The sequence below is a fragment of the Vibrio sp. R15-SG3-ISO1A genome (assembly GCF_059833955.1).
Genome location: NZ_JCBDGH010000026.1, coordinates 15,401 through 36,213, shown reverse-complemented (window position 1 = coordinate 36,213; position 20,813 = coordinate 15,401). Strand labels below are relative to the sequence as shown.

The 20,813-nt window shown below is 49.0% G+C and carries 19 protein-coding genes and 2 tRNA genes; 13 read left to right on the top strand and 8 right to left on the bottom strand.

Annotation, left to right across the window (positions count from 1 at the left end):
• Positions 1-916 (bottom strand): cobalamin biosynthesis family protein (locus AC6R0L_RS02600; protein WP_500628124.1); only part of this gene is annotated, 916 nt, incomplete at its 3' end.
• Between the two features lie 15 nt (positions 917-931).
• Positions 932-1,627 carry a 5'-methylthioadenosine/S-adenosylhomocysteine nucleosidase gene (mtnN, locus tag AC6R0L_RS02595; protein WP_500628123.1) on the bottom strand — a complete coding sequence of 232 codons (696 nt, stop codon included), beginning with the start codon at positions 1,625-1,627 and terminating at the stop codon, positions 932-934.
• A 235-nt stretch (positions 1,628-1,862) separates the two neighbouring features.
• On the opposite strand from mtnN, the gene rpsO reads away from it, so the two are divergent.
• From rpsO to nlpI, 3 genes are all read left to right on the top strand, one after another.
• Positions 1,863-2,132 (top strand): 30S ribosomal protein S15, encoded by a 270-nt coding sequence (rpsO, locus tag AC6R0L_RS02590; RefSeq protein WP_334554534.1) that lies wholly within the window; start codon positions 1,863-1,865, stop codon positions 2,130-2,132.
• A 327-nt stretch (positions 2,133-2,459) separates the two neighbouring features.
• Positions 2,460-4,589, top strand: coding sequence for a polyribonucleotide nucleotidyltransferase (pnp, locus tag AC6R0L_RS02585; RefSeq protein ID WP_500628122.1), 2,130 nt, complete (start codon positions 2,460-2,462; stop codon positions 4,587-4,589).
• A gap of 129 nt (positions 4,590-4,718) precedes the next feature.
• Complete coding sequence (gene nlpI / locus AC6R0L_RS02580) at positions 4,719-5,636, top strand: lipoprotein NlpI (RefSeq protein ID WP_500628121.1); 918 nt, start codon at positions 4,719-4,721, stop codon at positions 5,634-5,636.
• A gap of 50 nt (positions 5,637-5,686) precedes the next feature.
• Here the strand turns inward: nlpI and AC6R0L_RS02575 are convergent, their stop codons facing one another.
• The 4 genes from AC6R0L_RS02575 to AC6R0L_RS02560 all read right to left on the bottom strand — a co-directional run bounded on the left by AC6R0L_RS02575 (position 5,687) and on the right by AC6R0L_RS02560 (position 10,413).
• On the bottom strand, positions 5,687-6,190 hold the full coding sequence (locus tag AC6R0L_RS02575; RefSeq protein WP_487901351.1) for a type II secretion system protein: 504 nt from the start codon (positions 6,188-6,190) through the stop codon (positions 5,687-5,689).
• A gap of 101 nt (positions 6,191-6,291) precedes the next feature.
• Positions 6,292-7,173, bottom strand: coding sequence for a U32 family peptidase (locus AC6R0L_RS02570; protein ID WP_500628125.1), 882 nt, complete (start codon positions 7,171-7,173; stop codon positions 6,292-6,294).
• A 20-nt stretch (positions 7,174-7,193) separates the two neighbouring features.
• A complete protein-coding gene (gene ubiU / locus AC6R0L_RS02565) occupies positions 7,194-8,207 on the bottom strand; it encodes a ubiquinone anaerobic biosynthesis protein UbiU (protein WP_487901350.1) in 1,014 nt (337 codons plus the stop codon).
• 166 nt (positions 8,208-8,373) lie between these two features.
• Complete coding sequence (locus AC6R0L_RS02560; RefSeq protein ID WP_500628120.1) at positions 8,374-10,413, bottom strand: sensor domain-containing protein; 2,040 nt, start codon at positions 10,411-10,413, stop codon at positions 8,374-8,376.
• Between the two features lie 199 nt (positions 10,414-10,612).
• Here AC6R0L_RS02560 and ubiT point away from each other — a divergent pair, with 199 nt between their 5' ends.
• From ubiT to truB, 10 genes are all read left to right on the top strand, one after another.
• Entirely contained in the window at positions 10,613-11,140 is a 528-nt protein-coding gene (gene ubiT, locus AC6R0L_RS02555; RefSeq protein WP_500626487.1) for a ubiquinone anaerobic biosynthesis accessory factor UbiT, read from the top strand.
• A complete protein-coding gene (locus AC6R0L_RS02550) occupies positions 11,124-11,627 on the top strand; it encodes a GNAT family N-acetyltransferase (RefSeq protein ID WP_500628119.1) in 504 nt (167 codons plus the stop codon). The genes ubiT and AC6R0L_RS02550 overlap by 17 nt, the downstream gene beginning before the upstream one ends.
• Positions 11,628-11,842: 215 nt before the next feature.
• Positions 11,843-12,175, top strand: coding sequence for a preprotein translocase subunit SecG (gene secG / locus AC6R0L_RS02545; RefSeq protein ID WP_334554266.1), 333 nt, complete (start codon positions 11,843-11,845; stop codon positions 12,173-12,175).
• Between the two features lie 27 nt (positions 12,176-12,202).
• A tRNA-Leu gene (locus AC6R0L_RS02540) sits at positions 12,203-12,286 on the top strand.
• Between the two features lie 55 nt (positions 12,287-12,341).
• A tRNA-Met gene (locus AC6R0L_RS02535) sits at positions 12,342-12,418 on the top strand.
• A gap of 252 nt (positions 12,419-12,670) precedes the next feature.
• A complete protein-coding gene (rimP, locus tag AC6R0L_RS02530) occupies positions 12,671-13,126 on the top strand; it encodes a ribosome maturation factor RimP (RefSeq protein WP_334554268.1) in 456 nt (151 codons plus the stop codon).
• 24 nt (positions 13,127-13,150) lie between these two features.
• On the top strand, positions 13,151-14,638 hold the full coding sequence (nusA, locus tag AC6R0L_RS02525; protein WP_334554270.1) for a transcription termination factor NusA: 1,488 nt from the start codon (positions 13,151-13,153) through the stop codon (positions 14,636-14,638).
• A 22-nt stretch (positions 14,639-14,660) separates the two neighbouring features.
• Positions 14,661-17,372: a translation initiation factor IF-2 gene (infB, locus tag AC6R0L_RS02520; protein ID WP_500628118.1), complete on the top strand. Its 2,712-nt coding sequence runs from the start codon at positions 14,661-14,663 to the stop codon at positions 17,370-17,372.
• Positions 17,373-17,481: 109 nt separating this feature from the next.
• Positions 17,482-17,883, top strand: coding sequence for a 30S ribosome-binding factor RbfA (gene rbfA / locus AC6R0L_RS02515; protein WP_334554273.1), 402 nt, complete (start codon positions 17,482-17,484; stop codon positions 17,881-17,883).
• On the top strand, positions 17,883-18,827 hold the full coding sequence (truB, locus tag AC6R0L_RS02510; protein ID WP_500628117.1) for a tRNA pseudouridine(55) synthase TruB: 945 nt from the start codon (positions 17,883-17,885) through the stop codon (positions 18,825-18,827). The genes rbfA and truB overlap by 1 nt, the downstream gene beginning before the upstream one ends.
• Positions 18,828-18,903: 76 nt before the next feature.
• Here the strand turns inward: truB and AC6R0L_RS02505 are convergent, their stop codons facing one another.
• Together AC6R0L_RS02505 and AC6R0L_RS02500 are read right to left on the bottom strand one after the other, a co-directional pair.
• Entirely contained in the window at positions 18,904-19,344 is a 441-nt protein-coding gene (locus AC6R0L_RS02505; RefSeq protein ID WP_500628116.1) for a DUF1499 domain-containing protein, read from the bottom strand.
• Positions 19,345-19,387: 43 nt separating this feature from the next.
• Entirely contained in the window at positions 19,388-20,800 is a 1,413-nt protein-coding gene (locus AC6R0L_RS02500; protein WP_500626492.1) for an FAD-dependent oxidoreductase, read from the bottom strand.
• Positions 20,801-20,813: the final 13 nt, after the last annotated feature.

Genomic DNA, 20,813 nt, shown 5'->3' with positions numbered 1-20,813 from the left:
ATCGTTGGTTGAGTAGAGTCAGGACTTGGGCAACGTGAATGGCTGACGGGGCGATTCGCCCGCCGAGTTTCGCTCGGATACGCTTTTTGCTCGCTTGATGTTTGGCATCGGTGGGGTAGATTGCAGGCCCACCCATCGATAACTCCAACTTCGCGCCAACACTCACCAACAACCAAGCTGGGCCGGGTAGTGGCCATTGCCTCGCTTGCTCTCTTAGTAAGAGATAAGTCGCACGGCTGCGCTGACCAAGTAGTATAAAGAGGCTATAAAAGCGCAGCGGTAACCAGTCGAGTATCGCGACAACGCGCACCGCGGGTAGCCCAAATGGATGAAAGTATTCACGAGAAGGTGACCATGCCCTCGCCAGTTCGACACACATGCGATACAAAAAGGCGCCAGTCGCACCAGAGATGCCATACCAAAATAAGACGCCAATCAGATTGCGTCCGTACGACATCGTCAATGTTTCTACGCCCGCTTTCCCAAGCCCAAGTAGCGACAACGGACGGGTTTCTCGATTGAGATAGGGACGAATAAGCAGCCGAGCTTGCTCTTTATCATTGCGAGCGAGCGCTTCAATAAAGAGGCGGCCAAAACGTTGGGTATTGCGCCACTCAATCGCCAGCAGCAAAAACGCGAGTTCAAATAGGGCGGGTTGCCAAACCAAAGGTTTGAGCGCGATTAAGACTGCCAGTGTCGGCAGTATCATTAAGCCCCATGCCAGCGTCCCAGAGATGAGGCTTTGTGAGTAGCTGGCGCGGGTATTGACCTTCTCAGCTAACTGCTCGGCAAATTTGTGCCAGAGGATTGCAGGGTGCGCCTCTCTGGGGAAAGGAAGCAGCCAATTGCAAAGCAGGGCGCCCCACATTACCAGCAGTGCGCCCCCAGCGTAGAATTGAGTGAACAGATCTTCCATGATGCTCCACTGCGCTTATTTTAGTAACTGAACCATATTGATCACCATTTCCGAAGAGCTTTGCGCAGCCAGAGGTAAAAACTCTTCAAAGCTCATCGGTGACTCTTTGTCTGCAACATCAGAGATTGCGCGGACGACAACAAAAGGCACCGCGAACTGATGACACGTCTGAGCAATGGCAGAAGCCTCCATCTCTACGGCAATGACAGATGGGAAGTGGGTACGGATAAAGGCTTGACGCTCTGCGGTGCAGACAAACGCATCGCCAGTACAAATCAGACCGCGTAGCGCGTGTTTGTCGTCCATTTTTGCTAGTGCTTGCTCAGCGACGGCCATCAATTTTTCATCCGCCGCGAACGCCGAAGGTTGGCCGGCCATTTGGCCCATTTCATAGCCAAACGCGGTCACATCGGCGTCATGGTGGCGAACTTCACTCGAAATCACGACATCACCAAGATTTAGCGATGAGTCGAACCCGCCCGCAGAGCCAGTGTTGATCACGACGTCTGGTTGATGCTCACTGATCAATAAGGTGGTGCCGACGGCCGCGGCCACTTTACCGATACCAGATTGCAGCAATACGACATCCACACCGTGAAGTTGACCTGCATAAAAGGTGCAGCCTGCCTTAGTCGTGGTTTGGACGTTGTCTAACGCGTCTTTTAGAATCGCAACTTCTTGCGCCATCGCGCCGATAATACCGATTTTCATAATGAATCCTGTTCATTTTCACTAGAATACTGTTTGCCCGACAGTTTATCAGAAAAATGCCGCAGGGCACCCTTTGTCGCCGCGGCGCTACCGCATCCACCATTGGTGCAAGCCTTGATAACCAAAATACTTATTGCACCGCCTAGTCGCATCCCCTATAATTCGCGCTCCTCGTGTCGGCTGAATCAGAGATTGGCTGGCACAAATATTAACTTACTCTTATTAGGAGAGAATGATGTCTCTGAATGCAGAAACTAAAGCAGCAATCGTTGCAGAATACGCACAATCTGAAGGCGATACAGGTTCACCAGAAGTACAAGTAGCTCTACTGACTGCTTCTATCAACCACCTACAAGGTCACTTCAAAGCGCACAAAGGCGATCACCACAGCCGTCGTGGTCTTCTACGTATGGTTTCTCGCCGTCGTAAACTACTAGACTACCTAAAAGGCAAAAATCTAGGTCGTTACCAAGATCTTATTGCTCGCCTAGGTCTACGTCGCTAATCAGCGACTGCTTAGCAGTTTGTCGAAAAAGGGGCTTTGTGCCCCTTTTTTGTTGGCTAAATTTAGCCAAACCGAATTAATCTCGCTATACTACGCCCCGCATAGTTTTGATTGGCTATTTTGCACGATCAGACTGTCACCTTTAAGCTCATAGCATTACAGTCAACCTCGTCGACCAAAAGGTCGCGGCTATTAAAAGTGAATTCGATGTCCGATGTAAACGCATCCTTGGGTACAGTTCGTTTTTACTAGTCGCGATTCGTAATGCCTTGAGTGTGAGTTAACACAATCTAAGCGCCAACATGGGCTTAGTTACAAGGAAAAACAATGTTCGAAAAACCAGTTGTTAAAACGTTCCAGTACGGTAACCACACAGTTACTCTAGAGACTGGCGTTATCGCACGTCAAGCGACGGCTGCCGTTATGGTCACTATGGACGATACCGCGGTATTCGTTTCTGTCGTAGGTAAAAAAGAAGCGGTTGAAGGTCAAGACTTCTTCCCTCTAACAGTAAACTACCAAGAGCGTACCTACGCTGCGGGTAAAATCCCAGGTGGCTTCTTCAAGCGTGAAGGTCGTCCTTCTGAAGGCGAAACACTGACGGCTCGTCTGATCGACCGTCCAATCCGTCCTCTATTCCCAGACGCATTCAAAAACGAAGTACAAGTGATTGCAACGGTTGTCTCTGTGAACCCAGACGTTCAACCTGACATCCCAACAATGATTGGTACGTCTGCAGCACTTGCTATCTCTGGTATTCCGTTCAACGGTCCTATCGGTGCAGCGCGTGTTGGTCACATCGACGGTCAACTTGTTCTTAACCCAAGCAACACTGAACTAGAAACGTCTAAGCTAGACCTAGTGGTTGCGGGTACGGAATCTGCGGTACTGATGGTTGAATCAGAAGCGGATAACCTAACTGAAGAAGAGATGCTAGCAGCGGTTGTGTTTGGTCACGATCAACAGCAAGCCGTGATCTCTGCAATCAACGAATTCAAAGCTGAAGTGGCGACACCAGCTTGGGATTGGGTTGCACCAGAAGAGAACACAGCGCTTAAAAACCGTATCGCAGAACTGGCTGAAGCGAAATTGGTTGAAGCATACCAAATCACAGAGAAGATGGCGCGTTACGACCGTATCCACGCTATCGCAGGTGAAGTGAACGAAGTGCTGCTTGCTGAAGATCCAGAAGCAAACACCAAAGAAATACACACTATCTTCCACGATCTAGAGAAGACAGTGGTTCGCCGCAGCATCATCGCGGGCAACCCACGTATCGACGGCCGTGAAAAAGATATGGTTCGTGCGCTAGACGTACGTACTGGTGTGCTTCCACGTACTCACGGCAGCGCACTATTCACTCGTGGTGAAACTCAGGCGCTAGTGACGGCGACTCTAGGTACACAGCGTGATGCTCAAATCATCGACGAGCTAACCGGTGAGCGTAAAGATCACTTCCTACTACACTACAACTTCCCTCCATACTGTGTTGGTGAAACGGGTTTTGTAGGTTCTCCTAAGCGTCGTGAAATCGGCCACGGTAAACTGGCTAAACGCGGTATTGCAGCTGTTATGCCTTCTGTTGATGAATTCCCATACACAGTACGTGTGGTATCGGAAATCACGGAATCTAACGGTTCTTCTTCAATGGCTTCGGTATGTGGTACTTCTCTTGCTCTTATGGACGCAGGTGTGCCAATCAAGTCTTCTGTTGCGGGTATCGCAATGGGTCTTGTTAAAGAAGGCGACGACTTTGTTGTTCTTTCTGACATCCTTGGTGACGAAGACCACCTAGGTGACATGGACTTTAAAGTAGCGGGTACTAACACGGGTATCACTGCACTTCAAATGGACATCAAGATCGAAGGTATCACTAAAGAGATCATGCAAATTGCGCTTAACCAAGCTCAAGGTGCGCGTAAGCACATCCTATCTGTAATGGATGAAGCTATCTCTGGTGCTCGTGATGATATCTCTGAATTCGCTCCTCGCATTCACACCATGAAGATCAGCGCAGAGAAGATCAAAGACGTGATCGGTAAAGGTGGTGCAGTTATCCGTGCTCTAACTGAAGAGACTGGTACAACTATCGAAATCGAAGACGACGGTACTATCAAGATTGCAGCAACGGAAGGCGCGGCAGCGAAAGAAGCTATCCGCCGCATCGAAGAGATCACGGCTGAAGTTGAAGTGGGCCGTATCTACACAGGTAAAGTGGCTCGTCTTGCAGATTTTGGTGCTTTCGTTACTATCCTGCCGGGTAAAGATGGTCTAGTACACATCTCTCAAATTGCTGATAAGCGTGTAGAGAAAGTGTCTGACTACCTTGCTGAAGGTCAAGAAGTTCAAGTGAAAGTGCTTGAGATTGACCGTCAAGGCCGCGTTCGTCTAAGCATGAAAGAAGCGGTAGAGAAAACGGAAGAAGCGGCAGAAGAGAAGCCAGCGTCTGACGCATAATCGAGTTTGCCGCCTAAGGGTGTAAATTAGATTATTACTCTAAAAGCATGTTATAAAGGGAGCATTACGCTCCCTTTATTATTTTCAGGGATTTCGCTAAGCCTCGCTTAGCTACAGGAGTATCTATTTGTGAAATGGTTTCAAACCGCAACTCTAGGCCTGACCCTTCTCATTACCGCAGGCTGTGCCACTCAGTCTCACCAAAATGCGGAGTGGCTCTACCCTCCCATGGCTGTTCCTCTGCAAGCCAGTGTTCAACAGGAAGTGCAAATAGCGCGTTTGAGTCAGTTACTGCAACGTACGGATCTGAATGATGATGTGCGGGCGAAGATGCTTTATGAGCGTGGAAACTACTATGACAGTGTTGGTCTGCGTGACTTAGCTCGACTCGATTTCAATCAGTCTTTATCACTCAATCCCGCGCAGCCCGATCTGTTTAACCTGCTTGGCGTCTACTTTACCCAAATTGGTGAATTCGACGCAGCGTACGATGCGTTCGATTCGACGTTAGAGCTCGATCCTGAGAACTCTTATGCGGCGCGCAATCGAGCTATTGCCTTGTACTATGGCGATCGACTTGATCTTGCGCTTGAAGATATGAACAAGCATTTTTCCGAGGATCCGAGCGATCCGTTTCGCGCGCTGTGGCTCTACATCATTGAAGCGGAGCGCGCACCAGAGCAAGCCCGCACGACCTTGCTTGAGCGTTATCATGACCGAGATGAGCAGTGGGGATGGGTGCTGGTGGCGATCACGTTAGGTGAAGTGTCGGAGCAGCAAGCGTTTAAAGCGATCTTGGCGGGAACCCGTGATAACACGTTGCTGGCTCAGCGTCTCACTGAAGCGTACTTCTACCTAGGCAAGCGTTATCAAAGCGAAGGGGATTTCGCTAGCGCGATCTCTTTATATAAGCTCGCGATCTCCTTCAATGTGTATGAGTATGTCGAACACCGTTACTCTTTCTTGGAGCTGAGCCGGATTTACAACCAAGTGAAAGCGGAACAGCTCGCCAAAGCGAAGCAGCAAGCCATAGAGGCCACTCAATAACGAATAAAGCCATCGCAATGCGATGGCTTTATTCATGGTGTGATAGGAGATTAGCAACCTGAGGTCACGGTTTGATAGACCGGAGGGGTATTGGCATCACTGGCTTGAGTGTACTGGAAGTAGCAGTTGTCATCTTTACTTTGCCCGTCATCATCAAAGTCATAGCCGATGTAGGTCTCAGAGATTCCTTCGTACTCAATCACGAAACTCTCATCAAGCACGATGCGTTTTTCAATATCGGTATTGTCGAGATAATTCCACTTCAGACGGATGTCAAACTCGCCATTGCCATCGAGATCGATGTCCAATAAATCATCTCGATTCGGTACTGCTTGAGTAGAGTAACTTGGCATCTGAGATTTCATATTGATGAGGTTGTTAGCGGTTTCAACACTGACTTCGATCTGTTCCAATACGCGGATACGGCTGTCTGTCCAAAGGTTCAACATCTTAGGCAGTGCCGCCACTGCCAATATACCGAGAATGATAATCACAGTGACCAACTCAATAAGAGTAAAGCCTTCCTGTGCACCTCTACCATTACCAAACTGCATTAAAAACCTTGTATCATCACTACAACTTATCGCACCACTATATCGTTATCGGTAGCGATTTTCAGCTGTGAAGTGATGCAAAGGTGATGGCTATCTACACGTTAAGTGATGTTTTTCACTTCAAGCCCAGCAATTTGATGCCAGTAGCCATTACATTGGCGATCGTGCAACGTCTGAGGTTTTTGACCTTGTTCATTGGCTTTAAACTCTCTGACGTACGAAAAGGTTTCTAATCCGAGTGGGCTTAAGCGCACCACATCGACCAAGCCTTGCATGCTTGGCAGGTCATTGACCAAGTTATAGCAATAACCAGATTGCGTTTGAATGCCATTGAGATTGAAGACCTCTTGCCCCTCCTGGCTGCGTACCTTGAGACCCGTCGGGTATTTGATGCAGCACGTTTCACAGTCATCCTTGGCGCGGTTTTCCGCACGTGCGGTAAAACAGCGCGCTGAATAGGCCAAAGGCAGGTAACCGTGGCTGAACACTTCAACATCAAATTGTCCGCGAATGCTTAGCTCCTCACATTGCGATAAGGTGTTTGAGAGCCACTCTCGCGAGAGCTCAACGGGCATGCACCAGCGGATCATCCCTTGTTTAAGGAACAGCTTTAACGTGTGGGCGTTGTAAGCATTGACCGCAGGGCCGACCACAAAAGGCACTTTGTGTTGTGAGGCGAGCTGAATCGCGGAGACATCATTCGCTTCAATAGCGAAGTCGCCATTGTCGATGTACTTTTTCATCACGTTGACTTCACTCGGCGCTTCAAGCAGTGCCATGGTGGAAAGCACCACCTGTTTACCTGCTTGGCTCAGCTCTTGCGCCAAGCCAAACCAGTGGCTAGGTTTCATCTCACGTCGTTTAGAGCAGACGCTTTCGCCTAAGTAGAGAATATCCGCATCGCTCTGCTTCGCTTGTTGATAAAAGTCTTCAACGTTCTGCTTTGGCCAGAAGTAGAGTAAGGGGCCAAGGGCGTATTTCATCGTGTTTTCCATATCAGTCTCTACTGCCATTTACGGTGGTATGCACCCAGTGTGGTTTGTGTTCCTTCGGAAACATTCGCAAGGGCTGCATCCCACTGCGGTTCCACCTGATACTGCTCTGGCGCGGATTGGTAGCGGTCAATTGCAGCGCGCCATGTTCGCGTGACTTGCTCGACGTACGCCGGGCTGCGCTGGCGTCCTTCAATTTTGACCGAAGCCACATTTGCCGCAAACAACTCAGGTAGCATAGACAAAGTATTCAAGCTGGTCGGCTCTTCAAGGGCGTGATAGCGCTTGTGTTCTCCTGCGATCTCTGCGTCAAAACGCCCTTTGCACAGGGTAGGGTAGCCAGCGTTTTCGCCCGCTTGATAGCGATCGATGAGGATATCATTGAGGCGTGATTCCAATCCTTGCTCGGTCTCTTGCCAGCGGACGTATTTCGCGGGCGAGCAGGCACCAACGGTATTGGGGGACTCTCCTGTCATGTATGAGGAGAGGTAGCAACGACCTTCCGACATGATGCACAAACTGCCAAAGGCAAACACTTCCAGCTCGACATCTGAGGTGATATTGCGAGACAGCTGTTTTACCTGATGAATTGAGAGAACACGCGGCAGCACGACACGTTTGACGTTGAAGTTCTGTTGGTAGAATTCGATTGCGGCGACATTGGTGGCTGAAGCTTGGACCGACAAGTGCAGCTCAAGATTTGGGTATCGATTGGCGGCGTAATCGAGCACCGCAATGTCTGCAACGATCAAGGCGTCCACGCCTAAATCGGCTGCACGATCGACGGCGTTGGTCCAGCGTTCAAACCCATTTGGATGAGCAAAGGTATTCAACGCAATATGAATTTTTTTGTTGTGGTCATGAACGTAGTCGACCGCTTTGTCGAGCTTCTTACCTTGAAAGTTGAGGCCTGCGAAGTGACGAGCATTGGTGTCATCTTTAAAGCCGATGTAGACCGCGTCAGCACCGCAATCAATCGCGGTTTTCAAAGCAGGAAGATTGCCTGCTGGGCATAGGAGTTCCATTGCACATTACCCGTTCTTAATCCGCCACGTCCAAGGAGTGGGCGAAGAGGTGTCAAAGTATGCTGGGCATTTTATGAAGGTTTATGAATAGCAAATTTGATGTGAGGCAGGTTTGAGCGAATTCGCTCTGAAAATAATCACTTAGTGGTAAAAAAATACCGCAGGGTTAATTCTTGTGGCGGCGGTTTTGCGCGAACAGCTCTTCAATGTCCTGTTTCGGTTGAGGGCGGTGAAAGTGGAAACCCTGAATCGAATGACAATTGAGATTAGAGAGCAAGGTCGCTTGCTGTTGGGTTTCTACCCCTTCGGCCACCACGGTTAAGTTCAACGATTTACCGAGATTTATGATGTTCTCGATGACGGTGATCTGCTTAGGTAGCGTGTCGATGTCGGTGATAAAGGCACGGTCTATTTTGAGCTCATCAATCGGAAAGCGTGCCAAATAAGAGAGTGACGAGTAGCCGGTACCGAAGTCATCAATCGACAAGGAAAAACCGAGCTTTTTGATCGCGTTGAGCATCTGTAGCGTGTGCTCGCTGTCACTCATAACGGCGCTTTCAGTCAACTCAAAGGTGATGCAGTTAGGGTCCAGCTCAGTGGTACGCAAGAGCTTTTCCATGTAGTCGATAAGCTTAGGGTTGCCAAACTGCTCGGGTGACAAGTTGATGGCGACACGTCCCGGCAAGATGCCTTGCAGCTTCCAGCGTTTGACAGTATTGAACACATCACGCATCACCACGCGTCCAAGGTGCTCAATCAATCCAGCGCGCTCGGCCACCGGAATAAAGGCGCCCGGGCTGATGTAGCCTTCAACGGGATGTTTCCAACGGATCAGTGCCTCAGCGCCATTGATACTAAAATCGCGCGCGTTCACTTTCGGCTGATACCAGACCTCTAACCCGTTTTGCTGGAGCGCTTTTTGCAGCTCAATTTCGAGCCAAAGGCGCATCCGCGCTTCTTTGTTCATTTGATCGTTGAATTTGATCAAACGATTTCGGCCGCGATCTTTCGCTTCGTACATCGCGGTGTCTGCATTTTGCAATAAAATGCGTGCGTCGTTGCCATCGCCTGGATACGCAACACTGCCGATAGAGCAGGCTAAGCGCTTACTAAAGTGGTGCAAATCAAAAGGTTGGTTAATCAGCGAGATAATACGCTCAGAGAGCATCTCGGCCATGCGGTTGTTTTCTGGCTCGGGCAGAATAAGGCCAAATTCATCACCGCCCAGATGCCCCAAAATCGCTTGGGGAGGCAAGAGACGTTTGAGTCTTGATGAGACTTCTTTGATCACTTTGTCACCGATGTGATGACCCAGTGAGTCATTGATATTTTTAAAGTTATCAATGTCTAGATAGAGCATAATCAACGGCGTTTCGTTGTGAATCAGTTGCTCAAGGCGCTTGGTAAACCCAAAGCGGTTGTAGAGACCGGTTAGTGAGTCGAGGTGCGCATCCTCTTTATTGGTTGGTGAGAGTGTTTTGTTACTCACTTCGGCGTCTTGAATCAGCACGATTTGGGTGTTGCCACCAAGCAGTTTGGTTGCGCCTGCGTGCAGCTGGACTTTACGCTCAAAACCACAGCGCGGCCCGGTTAAACAGACCAAAGGCGCTTTGACGATCTGGTTTTCTAGCGATTTGGCAAAGACGGTCTTGGTTTTCTCGTCGACAAACAGGCGAGAGAAGCTTTCGCCCAGCAGTTCTTGAATCATCTCAAAACCGAGTAGACGCAGCGCTGCGGGATTGGCCGACAGAATGCAGTCGTCTTCGACCAGCAATAACCCATCTGGCAATATCGTGGTTAAGGTACTGAATTTACCTTCTGACTCTTCGAGAGAGCGAACCAAAATTTGTTTTTCAGAGGTATCGATGGCATGAAAGACGATATGTTCGACTTGGCCTTCAGTCTCAACAGGAGTCAGACTAAAATGAACGCTGGTTTCGAGGTCGATGTCATCAAGGGTGATTTCTGCCTCTAACGTTTCGCCATTAAACGCCCGCTCATAATAGGGTTTGAGCTGTTGGTAGAACTGTTTACCAAGAATTTCGCTGTCGCACATTCCGACCATTTCCGCAGGCGTGAGGCCAGAAAGGTCGCAGTAACGCCCATTCACCAAAGCATAGTGATGTTGGTTATCTAAGATCGCAAAAAAAAACGGACTCTTCGCCGTTATTTTTGTAAACCAATGCTGAAGTTGTTGCGAGAGCATCAAGTTTGTACCAGTTCTCCGAGGATTCTTCTTAGTAAGCGGCATATTTACTAAGACGTCAATACAACTATAACGACCTTTGTGACGTGATGACAAGGAAGAGAAGGATAAAGACTGTTTTTTGATAAATAACAGGATTTCTCTCAGTGACATCCACTATGATGGCGAGTTGTGTTTGACAAATTAACGGATCATCAGCGTGATTAACAAGATTCGCACTCAGCTAGTTCGTAATGCCGCATCAATTTTGCGATCTCCAATCCACTTCTTGCCTCATTTTGTTCAAAAAAGAGCCTTGTTGGATGGCCTGAACACGGTGTTTAAAGAAGCCCTCGAAGACGGCGATTTTGACTTCTTGCAAGACAAATGGCTTAAAGTCGCGATCAAAGATCTCGATCTCTGCTGGTTCATCAGTTATCAAGATGAACAGCTGCAGGTTGCTGATACTCCGATGACCGCCGACGTGACCTTCAGTGGCAACCTCAATGATTTGGTGTTGATTGCAGGTCGCAAAGAAGATCCAGATACGCTCTTTTTCCAACGCCGTCTCTCTATTGAAGGGGATACCGAGCTTGGTCTGGAAGTCAAAAACTTGATGGACAGTGTCGATCTCACGCTTTTACCTAAACCCTTGCAAATGTGCATGAATCAACTGGCCGACTTTGTTCAGAAAGGCGTACAATCTGAGACCTTAAACAAAGAGGTTGTCCATGCTTATTCGAACTGAAGCGCCCGCTGATATTCTGTCGGTCGAAAAATTACTCCAAACCACTTTTGACACTGACGCTGAAGCCAACTTGGTGATGAGCCTGCGAGAAAACGGCAATCGCACTTTGTCTTTGGTCGCGTGCAACGATGAGGGTGACGTCGTCGGCTACGTGTTGTTTAGTCCAGTAACCGTTAATGGTGAAGAGAAAAACTGGCAAGGGCTCGCGCCGTTAGCGGTAGCGAACGCGTATCGCAATCAGGGGATCGCGGCACAGTTGGTTGAAGAAGGGCTCGCGTCACTGCATGAGTTTGGTTATCCCGCCTGTGTGGTCTTGGGCGATCCAAACTATTATGGCCGTTTTGGCTTCGAGTCAGCGGAGAAGCATCAGTTGCATTGCCGTTGGGAAGTGCCGGCTGGCGCGTTTCAAGTCATAGAGTTAGCAGCAGGTGAAGTGCAAGGTGCACAGGGCTTGGTGGATTACAGTCCGGAGTTTACCGCCCTCTAAGTGGCGGTTTGAACAAGATTTATCCACGAAAAGCTTGGTTTTGTCCTTTTTTTAAGCGTTCGACACGATAAAGCCAATTTTTTCAAAAATACCACTTGTCAGCGTTATGTCGTTTCGCTAGTATTGCTCCGCCTTCAACGAGGAGGTCGCTAGCCTTGTTCAGGACGACTCCTAGAACGGCGCTGGCTCAACAATTTGGAACATAGGTGGAAAGCATGTTTACCGTTCTACTTGTGATTTACCTGTTGGCAGCGGTTGGTGTAATCGGCCTCGTGCTGATTCAACAAGGTAAAGGCGCAGATATGGGAGCCTCATTCGGTGCAGGCGCATCAAACACAGTGTTTGGCGCAAGCGGCTCAGGAAATTTCCTAACCCGAATGACTGCAATTTTTGCAACAGTATTTTTCGTTATCAGCCTAGTGCTTGGCAACATGTCGACACACAAGACAGAGTCTCAGTGGGTTGACCCAACACAAGGTCAAGTGATTCAAGCTGGTGACGTGAGTGAAGTTCCTGCCCCTACAACGGGTGACGAAATTCCTCAATAAGCGATAGCTCGCTTAAGTAAGATTTATGCCGAGATGGTGAAATTGGTAGACACGCTAGCATGAGGTGCTAGTGCCTTTGGTGTGAGGGTTCGAGTCCCTCTCTCGGCACCATTATTTACAAACTTGTAAAACACCTTGGAGAGCGTATAATGCTCGACAAGTCGGACGCGGGGTGGAGCAGCTTGGTAGCTCGTCGGGCTCATAACCCGAAGGTCGTCGGTTCAAATCCGGCCCCCGCAACCAATTCCTATATTGAGATTTGACCAGTTCTTATCTGATGAAAAGTAGGATGTTGCAAGTTTTCGCAGACTTGATTATGTCGAATAGTCACTGCGAGTTAAATGATGAAATACATCGTTTAACGTATCAGGGTCCAGCAACAAAAAACCCCGACTATATCGGGGTTTTTTGTTATCTGAACTTTTTAAAAGTTCAGAGCTTGCTTGGAATTTAAATTGGGCTCTGAGCCCTTTTTTTGTTTCTGGAGTGGTTTAAATGACTGGTTTAGAAAGACAACTTACTGAAATGCTTGAAGCTCCTGTAGCAGCATCAGGTTATGAGTTAGTTGGATTAGAATTTATTCGCGCAGGCGAACACTCAACGTTGCGTATTTTTATTGACCATGAAAATGGCATTACCGTCGATGACTGTGCAGAAGTGAGTCGTCAGGTCAGTGCGGTGATGGACGTTGAGGATCCAATCACAGTGGCTTACAACCTAGAAGTGTCTTCACCAGGTTTAGAAAGACCACTTTTCAAAGCGGCACATTATGAGCAATTTATTGGTCACGAGGTCAGCATCGTTTTGAAAATGGCTGTCGGTAACCGTCGTAAGTGGAAAGGTGTTATCCACTCTGTCGAAGGTGAAACAGTGACGATTACTGTGGATGGCAACGATGAAGAGTTTGCATTAAGCAACATTTCAAAAGCTAACCTGATCCCTAAATTTTAAGCGAAGTCTTAGAGGCTATTTAAAATGAGTAAAGAAATTTTAGCGGTAGCAGAAGCGGTATCGAACGAAAAAGCGGTACCTCGTGAGCGTATTTTTGAAGCATTAGAAATCGCACTCGCTACCTCGACTAAGAAAAAGTACGAAATCGAAATCGAGGTTCGCGTAGCTATCGACCGTAAAACCGGTGAGTTTGATACTTTCCGCCGTTGGTTAGTGGTGGAAGAGGTTGAGCATCCAACGAAAGAGATCTCACTAGAGGCGGCACAATTCGAAGATCCTGAGCTGCAAGTTGGCGATTACGTAGAAGACGAAATCGAATCGGTGACGTTTGACCGTATTACGACGCAAACTGCGAAGCAAGTGATTGTTCAGAAAGTTCGCGAAGCAGAGCGCGCACAGATCGTTGAACAGTTCATCGACAACGAAGGTGAGCTTGTGACTGGCGTGGTGAAGAAAGTAAACCGCGACACCATCATTCTTGATCTGGGTAACAACGCGGAAGCGGTTATTCTGCGTGATGACCAATTACCACGTGAGAACTTCCGTCCAGGTGACCGTGTACGTGGCCTACTGTACCGCGTCGCGCCAGAAGCGCGTGGCTTCCAGCTATTCATCACACGCTCTAAGCCAGAAATGTTGGCAGAACTTTTCCGTGTTGAAGTGCCAGAAATCGCAGAAGAAATCATCGAACTGAAAGGTGCTGCGCGTGATCCTGGTTCTCGTGCAAAAATTGCTGTGAAGACCAACGATAAGCGTATTGACCCTGTCGGTGCCTGTGTGGGTATGCGCGGTGCGCGTGTTCAAGCAGTATCCGGTGAGCTTGGCGGTGAGCGTATTGATATCGTGCTTTGGGATGATAACCCAGCGCAGTTCGTGATCAACGCTATGGCGCCGGCTGATGTCGCTTCCATCATTGTTGATGAAGATACGCACTCAATGGACATCGCGGTCGAAGCGGACAACCTAGCTCAGGCGATTGGCCGTAACGGTCAAAACGTTCGTCTTGCCTCTCAGCTAACGGGTTGGGAACTGAACGTGATGACGGTTGAAGATCTTCAGAAGAAACACGCTGAAGAGTCACAAGCGTCTATCGAAAACTTTATGAAGTACCTAGATATTGAAGAAGACTTTGCTCAACTGCTTGTTGAAGAAGGCTTCTCGACTCTAGAAGAGATCGCTTACGTACCCGTAAACGAGCTACTAGAGGTTGATGGTTTGGATGAAGATCTTGTTGAAGAGCTACGTAGCCGTGCCAAAGAAGCATTGACCACGATCGCCCTAGCACAAGAAGAATCGTTTGAAGGTCTAGAGCCTGCAGAAGATTTACTAGGTCTTGAAGGCCTAGAACGCGAAATGGCATTTAAACTGGCAGCAAAAGGTGTCTCCACATTGGAAGATCTTGCTGACCAGGGTATTGATGACCTAGAAGGTATTGAAGGCCTAACTGAAGAGCGTGCGGGCGAGCTGATCATGGCAGCACGTAACATCTGTTGGTTCGGCGAAGAAGCATAATTTCCCAGCAAGGAGGAGCGGCATGACGCAAATTACCGTTAAAGCACTAAGTGAAGAAATTGGTACGCCAGTAGACCGCCTATTAGAGCAACTTGCTGACGCAGGAATGAAAAAAGCGAGCACAGATCAAGTCACAGAAGATGAAAAACAGAAACTGCTGACTCATCTGAAAAAAGCGCACGGCGACACCAATGGTGATGCTGAGCCAACTCGCTTAACCCTGCAACGTAAAACTCGCAGCACACTGAGTGTTAATGCGGGTGGCGGCAAAAGCAAAGAAGTCAACGTTGTGACTCGTAAGAAACGTACTTACGTTAAAGCGAGCACAATTGAAGATGAAGCGAAACGTGAGGCTGAAGAAGCCGCTCAACGTGAAGCTGAAGAAGCGGCAAAACGCGAAGCTGAAGAAGCAGCAAAACGTGAAGCCGAAGAAGCAGCAAAACGTGCAGCAGAAGAAGCAGCAAAACGCGAAGCGGAAGAAAAAGCGAAACGTGAGGCAGAAGAGAAAGCCAAACGTGACGCTACCGAGAAGGCGAAACGTCAATCTGGACAACAGAACGAACGTAGCGCTGAAGAGAAATCTAAGCAAGAAGCAGCGCGAAAAGAGGCCGACGAGCTTAAACGTCGTCAGGAAGAAGAAGCTAAGCGTAAGGCTGAAGAGGAAAGTCAGCGCCAGCTTGAAGAAGCTCGCGAATTGGCTGAGAAGAATAAAGAGCGTTGGTCTGCTGCTGAAAAGAAAAAGGGTGATATGGAAAATACAGATTACCATGTAACGACTTCAACCTACGCACGTGAAGCCGAAGATGAAGCAGATCGCCGTGAAGAAGCGGGTCGTCGTCGCAAGAAGAAGAAACTCTCTAGCAAAAACGATGATCAAGAACGCAACGCTCGCCCTGGACGTGGTAAAGGCCGCGCGAAAGGTCGTCTAGCGAAGCCTTCTTCTATGCAACAAGCGTTCGACAAGACCGCTGCGGTTGCAAAAGCGGACGTTGTGATTGGTGAAACCATCGTGGTTTCTGAACTGGCAAACAAGATGTCAGTGAAAGCAACAGAAGTGATTAAAGCGATGATGAAGATGGGCGCAATGGCGACCATCAACCAAGTGATTGACCAAGAAACAGCGCAATTGATCGCTGAAGAAATGGGTCACAAGGTCGTGTTGCGTAAAGAGAATGAGCTTGAAGAAGCGGTTCTAAACGATCGTGATAGCCATGCTGAAGCGACACCTCGTGCGCCAGTTGTGACCATCATGGGTCACGTTGACCACGGTAAAACATCGACGCTTGACTACATCCGTCGTACACACGTGGCTTCAGGCGAAGCGGGTGGTATTACCCAGCACATCGGCGCTTACCACGTAGAAACTGAAAACGGTATGATTACCTTCCTTGATACTCCTGGACACGCGGCGTTTACCGCAATGCGTGCTCGTGGTGCTCAAGCGACGGATATCGTTGTTCTTGTGGTTGCAGCAGACGATGGTGTAATGCCACAAACGGTTGAGGCTATCCAGCACGCGAAAGCGGCAGAAGTACCTCTGATCGTTGCAGTGAACAAGATCGATAAAGAAGATGCGAACCCAGATAACGTTAAGAATGAGCTTGCTCAGTACGACGTTATTCCTGAGGAGTGGGGCGGTGAGAACATGTTCGTTCACATCTCTGCGAAACAGGGTACCAACATCGACGGTCTTCTAGAAGCGATCCTTCTTCAGTCTGAAGTTCTTGAACTTACAGCTGTGAAAGAAGGCATGGCGTCTGGTGTTGTGGTTGAATCGCGTCTAGATAAAGGTCGCGGTCCAGTGGCTACAGTACTGGTTCAATCAGGTACGCTAAACAAGGGCGACATCGTTCTTTGTGGTCAAGAATACGGCCGTGTTCGTGCAATGCGCGACGAGCTAGGTCACGAGATCACAGAAGCTGGTCCATCTATCCCTGTAGAGATCTTGGGTCTTTCTGGTGTGCCTTCTTCAGGTGACGAAGCTACGGTTGTCCGTGATGAGCGTAAAGCACGTGAAGTCGCTAACTACCGCGCTGGTAAGTTCCGTGAAGTGAAACTGGCTCGTCAGCAGAAATCCAAACTTGAGAACATGTTCTCTAACATGGCTGCAGGTGAAGTGGCTGAGCTGAACGTTGTACTAAAAGCGGACGTACAGGGCTCGGTTGAAGCAATCGCAGACTCACTACTGAAACTTTCTACTGACGAAGTGAAAGTGAACATCGTGGGTTCTGGTGTGGGTGGTATCACTGAGACAGATGCAGTACTTGCTGAAGCGTCTAACGCCATCATTCTCGGCTTTAACGTACGTGCGGATGCATCAGCTCGTCGTGCGATTGAAGCGGCAAGTGTTGACCTACGTTACTACTCAATCATTTACCAATTGATTGACGAAGTGAAACAAGCAATGGGTGGTATGCTTGCTCCAGAATTCAAGCAAGAGATCATTGGTCTTGCTGAAGTACGTGACGTATTTAAGTCACCGAAACTGGGCGCAATCGCTGGTTGTATGGTCACGGAAGGCGTGATCAAGCGTAACAACCCAATCCGCGTACTACGCGAAAACGTTGTTATCTACGAAGGTGAGCTTGAGTCCCTACGTCGCTTTAAAGATGACGTTCAAGAAGTTAAGAACGGCTACGAATGTGGTATCGGCGTTAAGAACTACAATGATGTTCGCGTCGGTGACCAAATCGAAGTCTTCGAAACAGTGGAAATCAAACGTACACTGGACTAATTGACTAACATTACTCTCAAAGGTCGAAAGACGAGAGCAATGGGTTGTTGAATACACCATGGGGGGCTGGCTTGACCATCCCCCCATTCTTTCTAATGTGAGAAAAGAGATGTCAAAAGAATTTAGCCGTACTCAGCGCGTTGCGCAGCAGTTACAAAAAGAATTGGCGATGATCCTCCAGCGTGAAGTTCGTGACTCACGTCTGGGCATGGTGACCATTTCCGATGTCGAAGTGTCACGTGATTTGGCCTACGCCAAAGTGTTTGTCACTTTCCTATGTGTTGGCGAGCAAACCCCAGAATCATGTCTGGCGGCACTGCGTGAGCACGAAGTACACATCCGTATGATGCTGGGTAAGCGTATTCGTCTGCGTCTGACACCAGAAATCCGCTTCCATTACGACAACACCTTAGTTGAAGGTATGCGCATGTCGAACCTCGTTAGTGAGGTGATTAGCCAAGACAAACGCAAACAACACGACGCAGGTCGTGATGAAGAGGAAGAGAACTAATGGCACGTCGTCGTAAAGGTCGTCCTATTGATGGTGTGATCCTATTGGATAAACCCACTGGGATTTCATCCAACGACGCACTGCAAAAGGTCAAACGCATCTACTTTGCGGAGAAAGCGGGCCATACCGGGGCACTCGATCCTCTGGCAACCGGCATGCTGCCGATTTGTTTGGGCGAAGCGACCAAGTTTTCTCAGTTCTTGCTCGATTCGGACAAGCGATACCGAGTGATTGCCAAGCTGGGCGAGCGAACCAACACCTCCGATTCAGACGGAGAAGTGGTCGAAACGCGTCCTGTGAATGTGGATCTCCCTACGCTCGAAGCATGTATCGACAAGTTCCGCGGGGAATCAGACCAAGTACCGTCAATGTTCTCGGCCCTGAAATATCAGGGTAAGCCGCTGTATGAGTATGCTCGTCAAGGCATTGAAGTTCCTCGTGAAGCGCGCAAGATCACCGTGTACGAGATTATCCTCCACCGCTTCGAAGGCGATGAAGTCGAGATGGAAATACACTGCTCGAAAGGCACTTATATCCGCACTATCGTAGACGATCTTGGCGAAATGCTCGGTTGTGGCGCGCATGTGACCATGCTGCGTCGCACGGCGGTCGCGAACTACCCGTACGAGAATATGGTGACGCTAGAGCACCTTAATGAGCTTCTTGAACAAGCGCATCGTGAAGAGCGCGCGCCGCGTGAGTTACTTGACCCGCTGTTGCTCCCTATGGACACCGCTGTTGAAGATCTGCCTGAGGTGAACTTGATTCCTGAATTGGCCGATCTCGTCATGCATGGTCAGCCTGTGCAAGTTTTCGGCGCTCCGACCGAGGGTACGGTTCGCCTGACGAAAGGTGAAGAGAAGTGTTTTATCGGCGTTGGTGAAATGAACGACGACGGTAAGATTGCGCCAAAGCGTCTCGTCGTATTCAGAGACCCGGTTTAATACCGATATAAGCCTCTCTCAACAATAAAAAACCGAAGCACTATCAGCGCTTCGGTTTTTTATTTTAAGCGTCTGGTTACTCTATGAGCCCTTCGGCTTTCAGAATGTCGCGAAGTTGCTCTGCGCGTTTGCGATTGACGCCAAAATCAGAGTAACCCACACGCGACTCTGAGCGCACCATTAGCACTCCGTCAGTCATTTTTAGCTCCAAGTCATCGACGAAACGCAGGATTTTTGAGGTGCACTCAATACGTAAGTAACCTTCATCGCTAACCGCGGTTTTGGCGCCGGGTAATTGCAGGGCGGCGCGCTCAATCGCATCGATGTTGGCCTCTTTAGTCAGAATAAAGGGTGCGAGAGAAAACTTCTCTCGCGTATCCTGAGTAGAGACACAATTAGGTTTGTCACCACAGGGCTCGGCGCTTCTGTCTGTCATTGTCGTCACTCCTTGGCTGCAACCCGCGAGAGCGATGGATGCGAGTAGCAGAGTGGCTAGGGTTCGCCATTGGGGTTTCATTGGTTCTCCTTACTGAGAGGGGGCTTCACTGACTTTAAGAAGGTTATACTTCTAGAAAGTCTAAGATACCTTCTGCCGCTTTGCGTCCTTCATCGATGGCCGTGACTACAAGATCGGAGCCGCGCACAGCATCACCACCGGCAAAAATCTTTTCGTTACTGGTCTGGTAACGGTAAGTTTGTTCAGATGCCGCTTTAATTCGGCCCCACTGATCCAGCTCTACACCATAAGGTTCTAACCAGCTCATTTGGTGCGGCTGGAAACCAAACGCCATAATGACTGCATCGGCAGCCAGTACGTGTTCGCTACCTTCGACCGGCTCTGGGCGGCGGCGCCCAGCAGCATCTGGTTCACCCAATGCCGTTTTGACCACCTTGACCCCAGTGACCTGACCGCTTGCGTTGACTTCTAACCCCAAAGGCTGAAGGTTAAACATAAAATCTACCCCTTCTTCTTTAGCGTTTTTCACTTCGCGCCTTGAGCCGGGCATGTTCTCTTCATCACGGCGGTAAGCACAAATCACGTTTGCAGCACCTTGGCGGATAGAGGTGCGCACACAGTCCATCGCGGTGTCTCCCCCACCTAGGACGACGACATTTTTCCCTGCCATATCAATAAACGGTTTGTCGTCTTTAAGGTCCATCACTTTATAGGTATTGGAAATCAAAAACGGCAGCGCGTCATACACGCCAGGTGCGTCTTCATTCTCAAGTCCAGCGCGCATATTTTTGTACGTACCCACCCCTAAGAAGACCGCGTCGTAGTCGTTAATCAGCTCACTCATTTGAATGTCTTTACCGACTTCGACATTGAGACGGAACTCAACACCCATGTCACTAAAGATGCGGCGACGGTTTTCCATCACCCCTTTTTCTAATTTAAAAGAGGGAATACCAAAGGTGAGCAGCCCGCCGATCTCTGGGTAGCGATCAAACACGACTGGTTTCACGCCATTTCTGACTAACACATCGGCCGCAGCGAGACCTGCAGGGCCCGCGCCTATGATGGCGACTTTTTTATCCGTCCACTCGACTTTAGACATGTCGGGCTTCCAGCCCATTTCGAACGCTTTGTCCGTAATGTATTTTTCAATGTTGCCGATGGTCACCGCACCAAAGTCATCATTGAGGGTACAGGAACCCTCACAAAGACGGTCTTGCGGGCAGACGCGTCCACACACTTCGGGCAAGCTGTTGGTTTGGTGAGACAGCTCAACGGCTTCAAGGATACGCCCTTCATTGGCGAGCTTTAGCCATTGCGGAATGTAGTTGTGAACCGGACACTTCCATTCACAGTAAGGGTTACCACAATCTAAGCAGCGATCCGCTTGGGCAGTCGCTTGCTGCTTGGTAAAGGGTTCATAAATCTCGACAAACTCTATCTTACGGATCTTAATCGGTTTTTTAGCCGGGTCGACACGCTGGACATCGATAAATTGGTATACGTTCTGGCTCATACATCCTCCATGA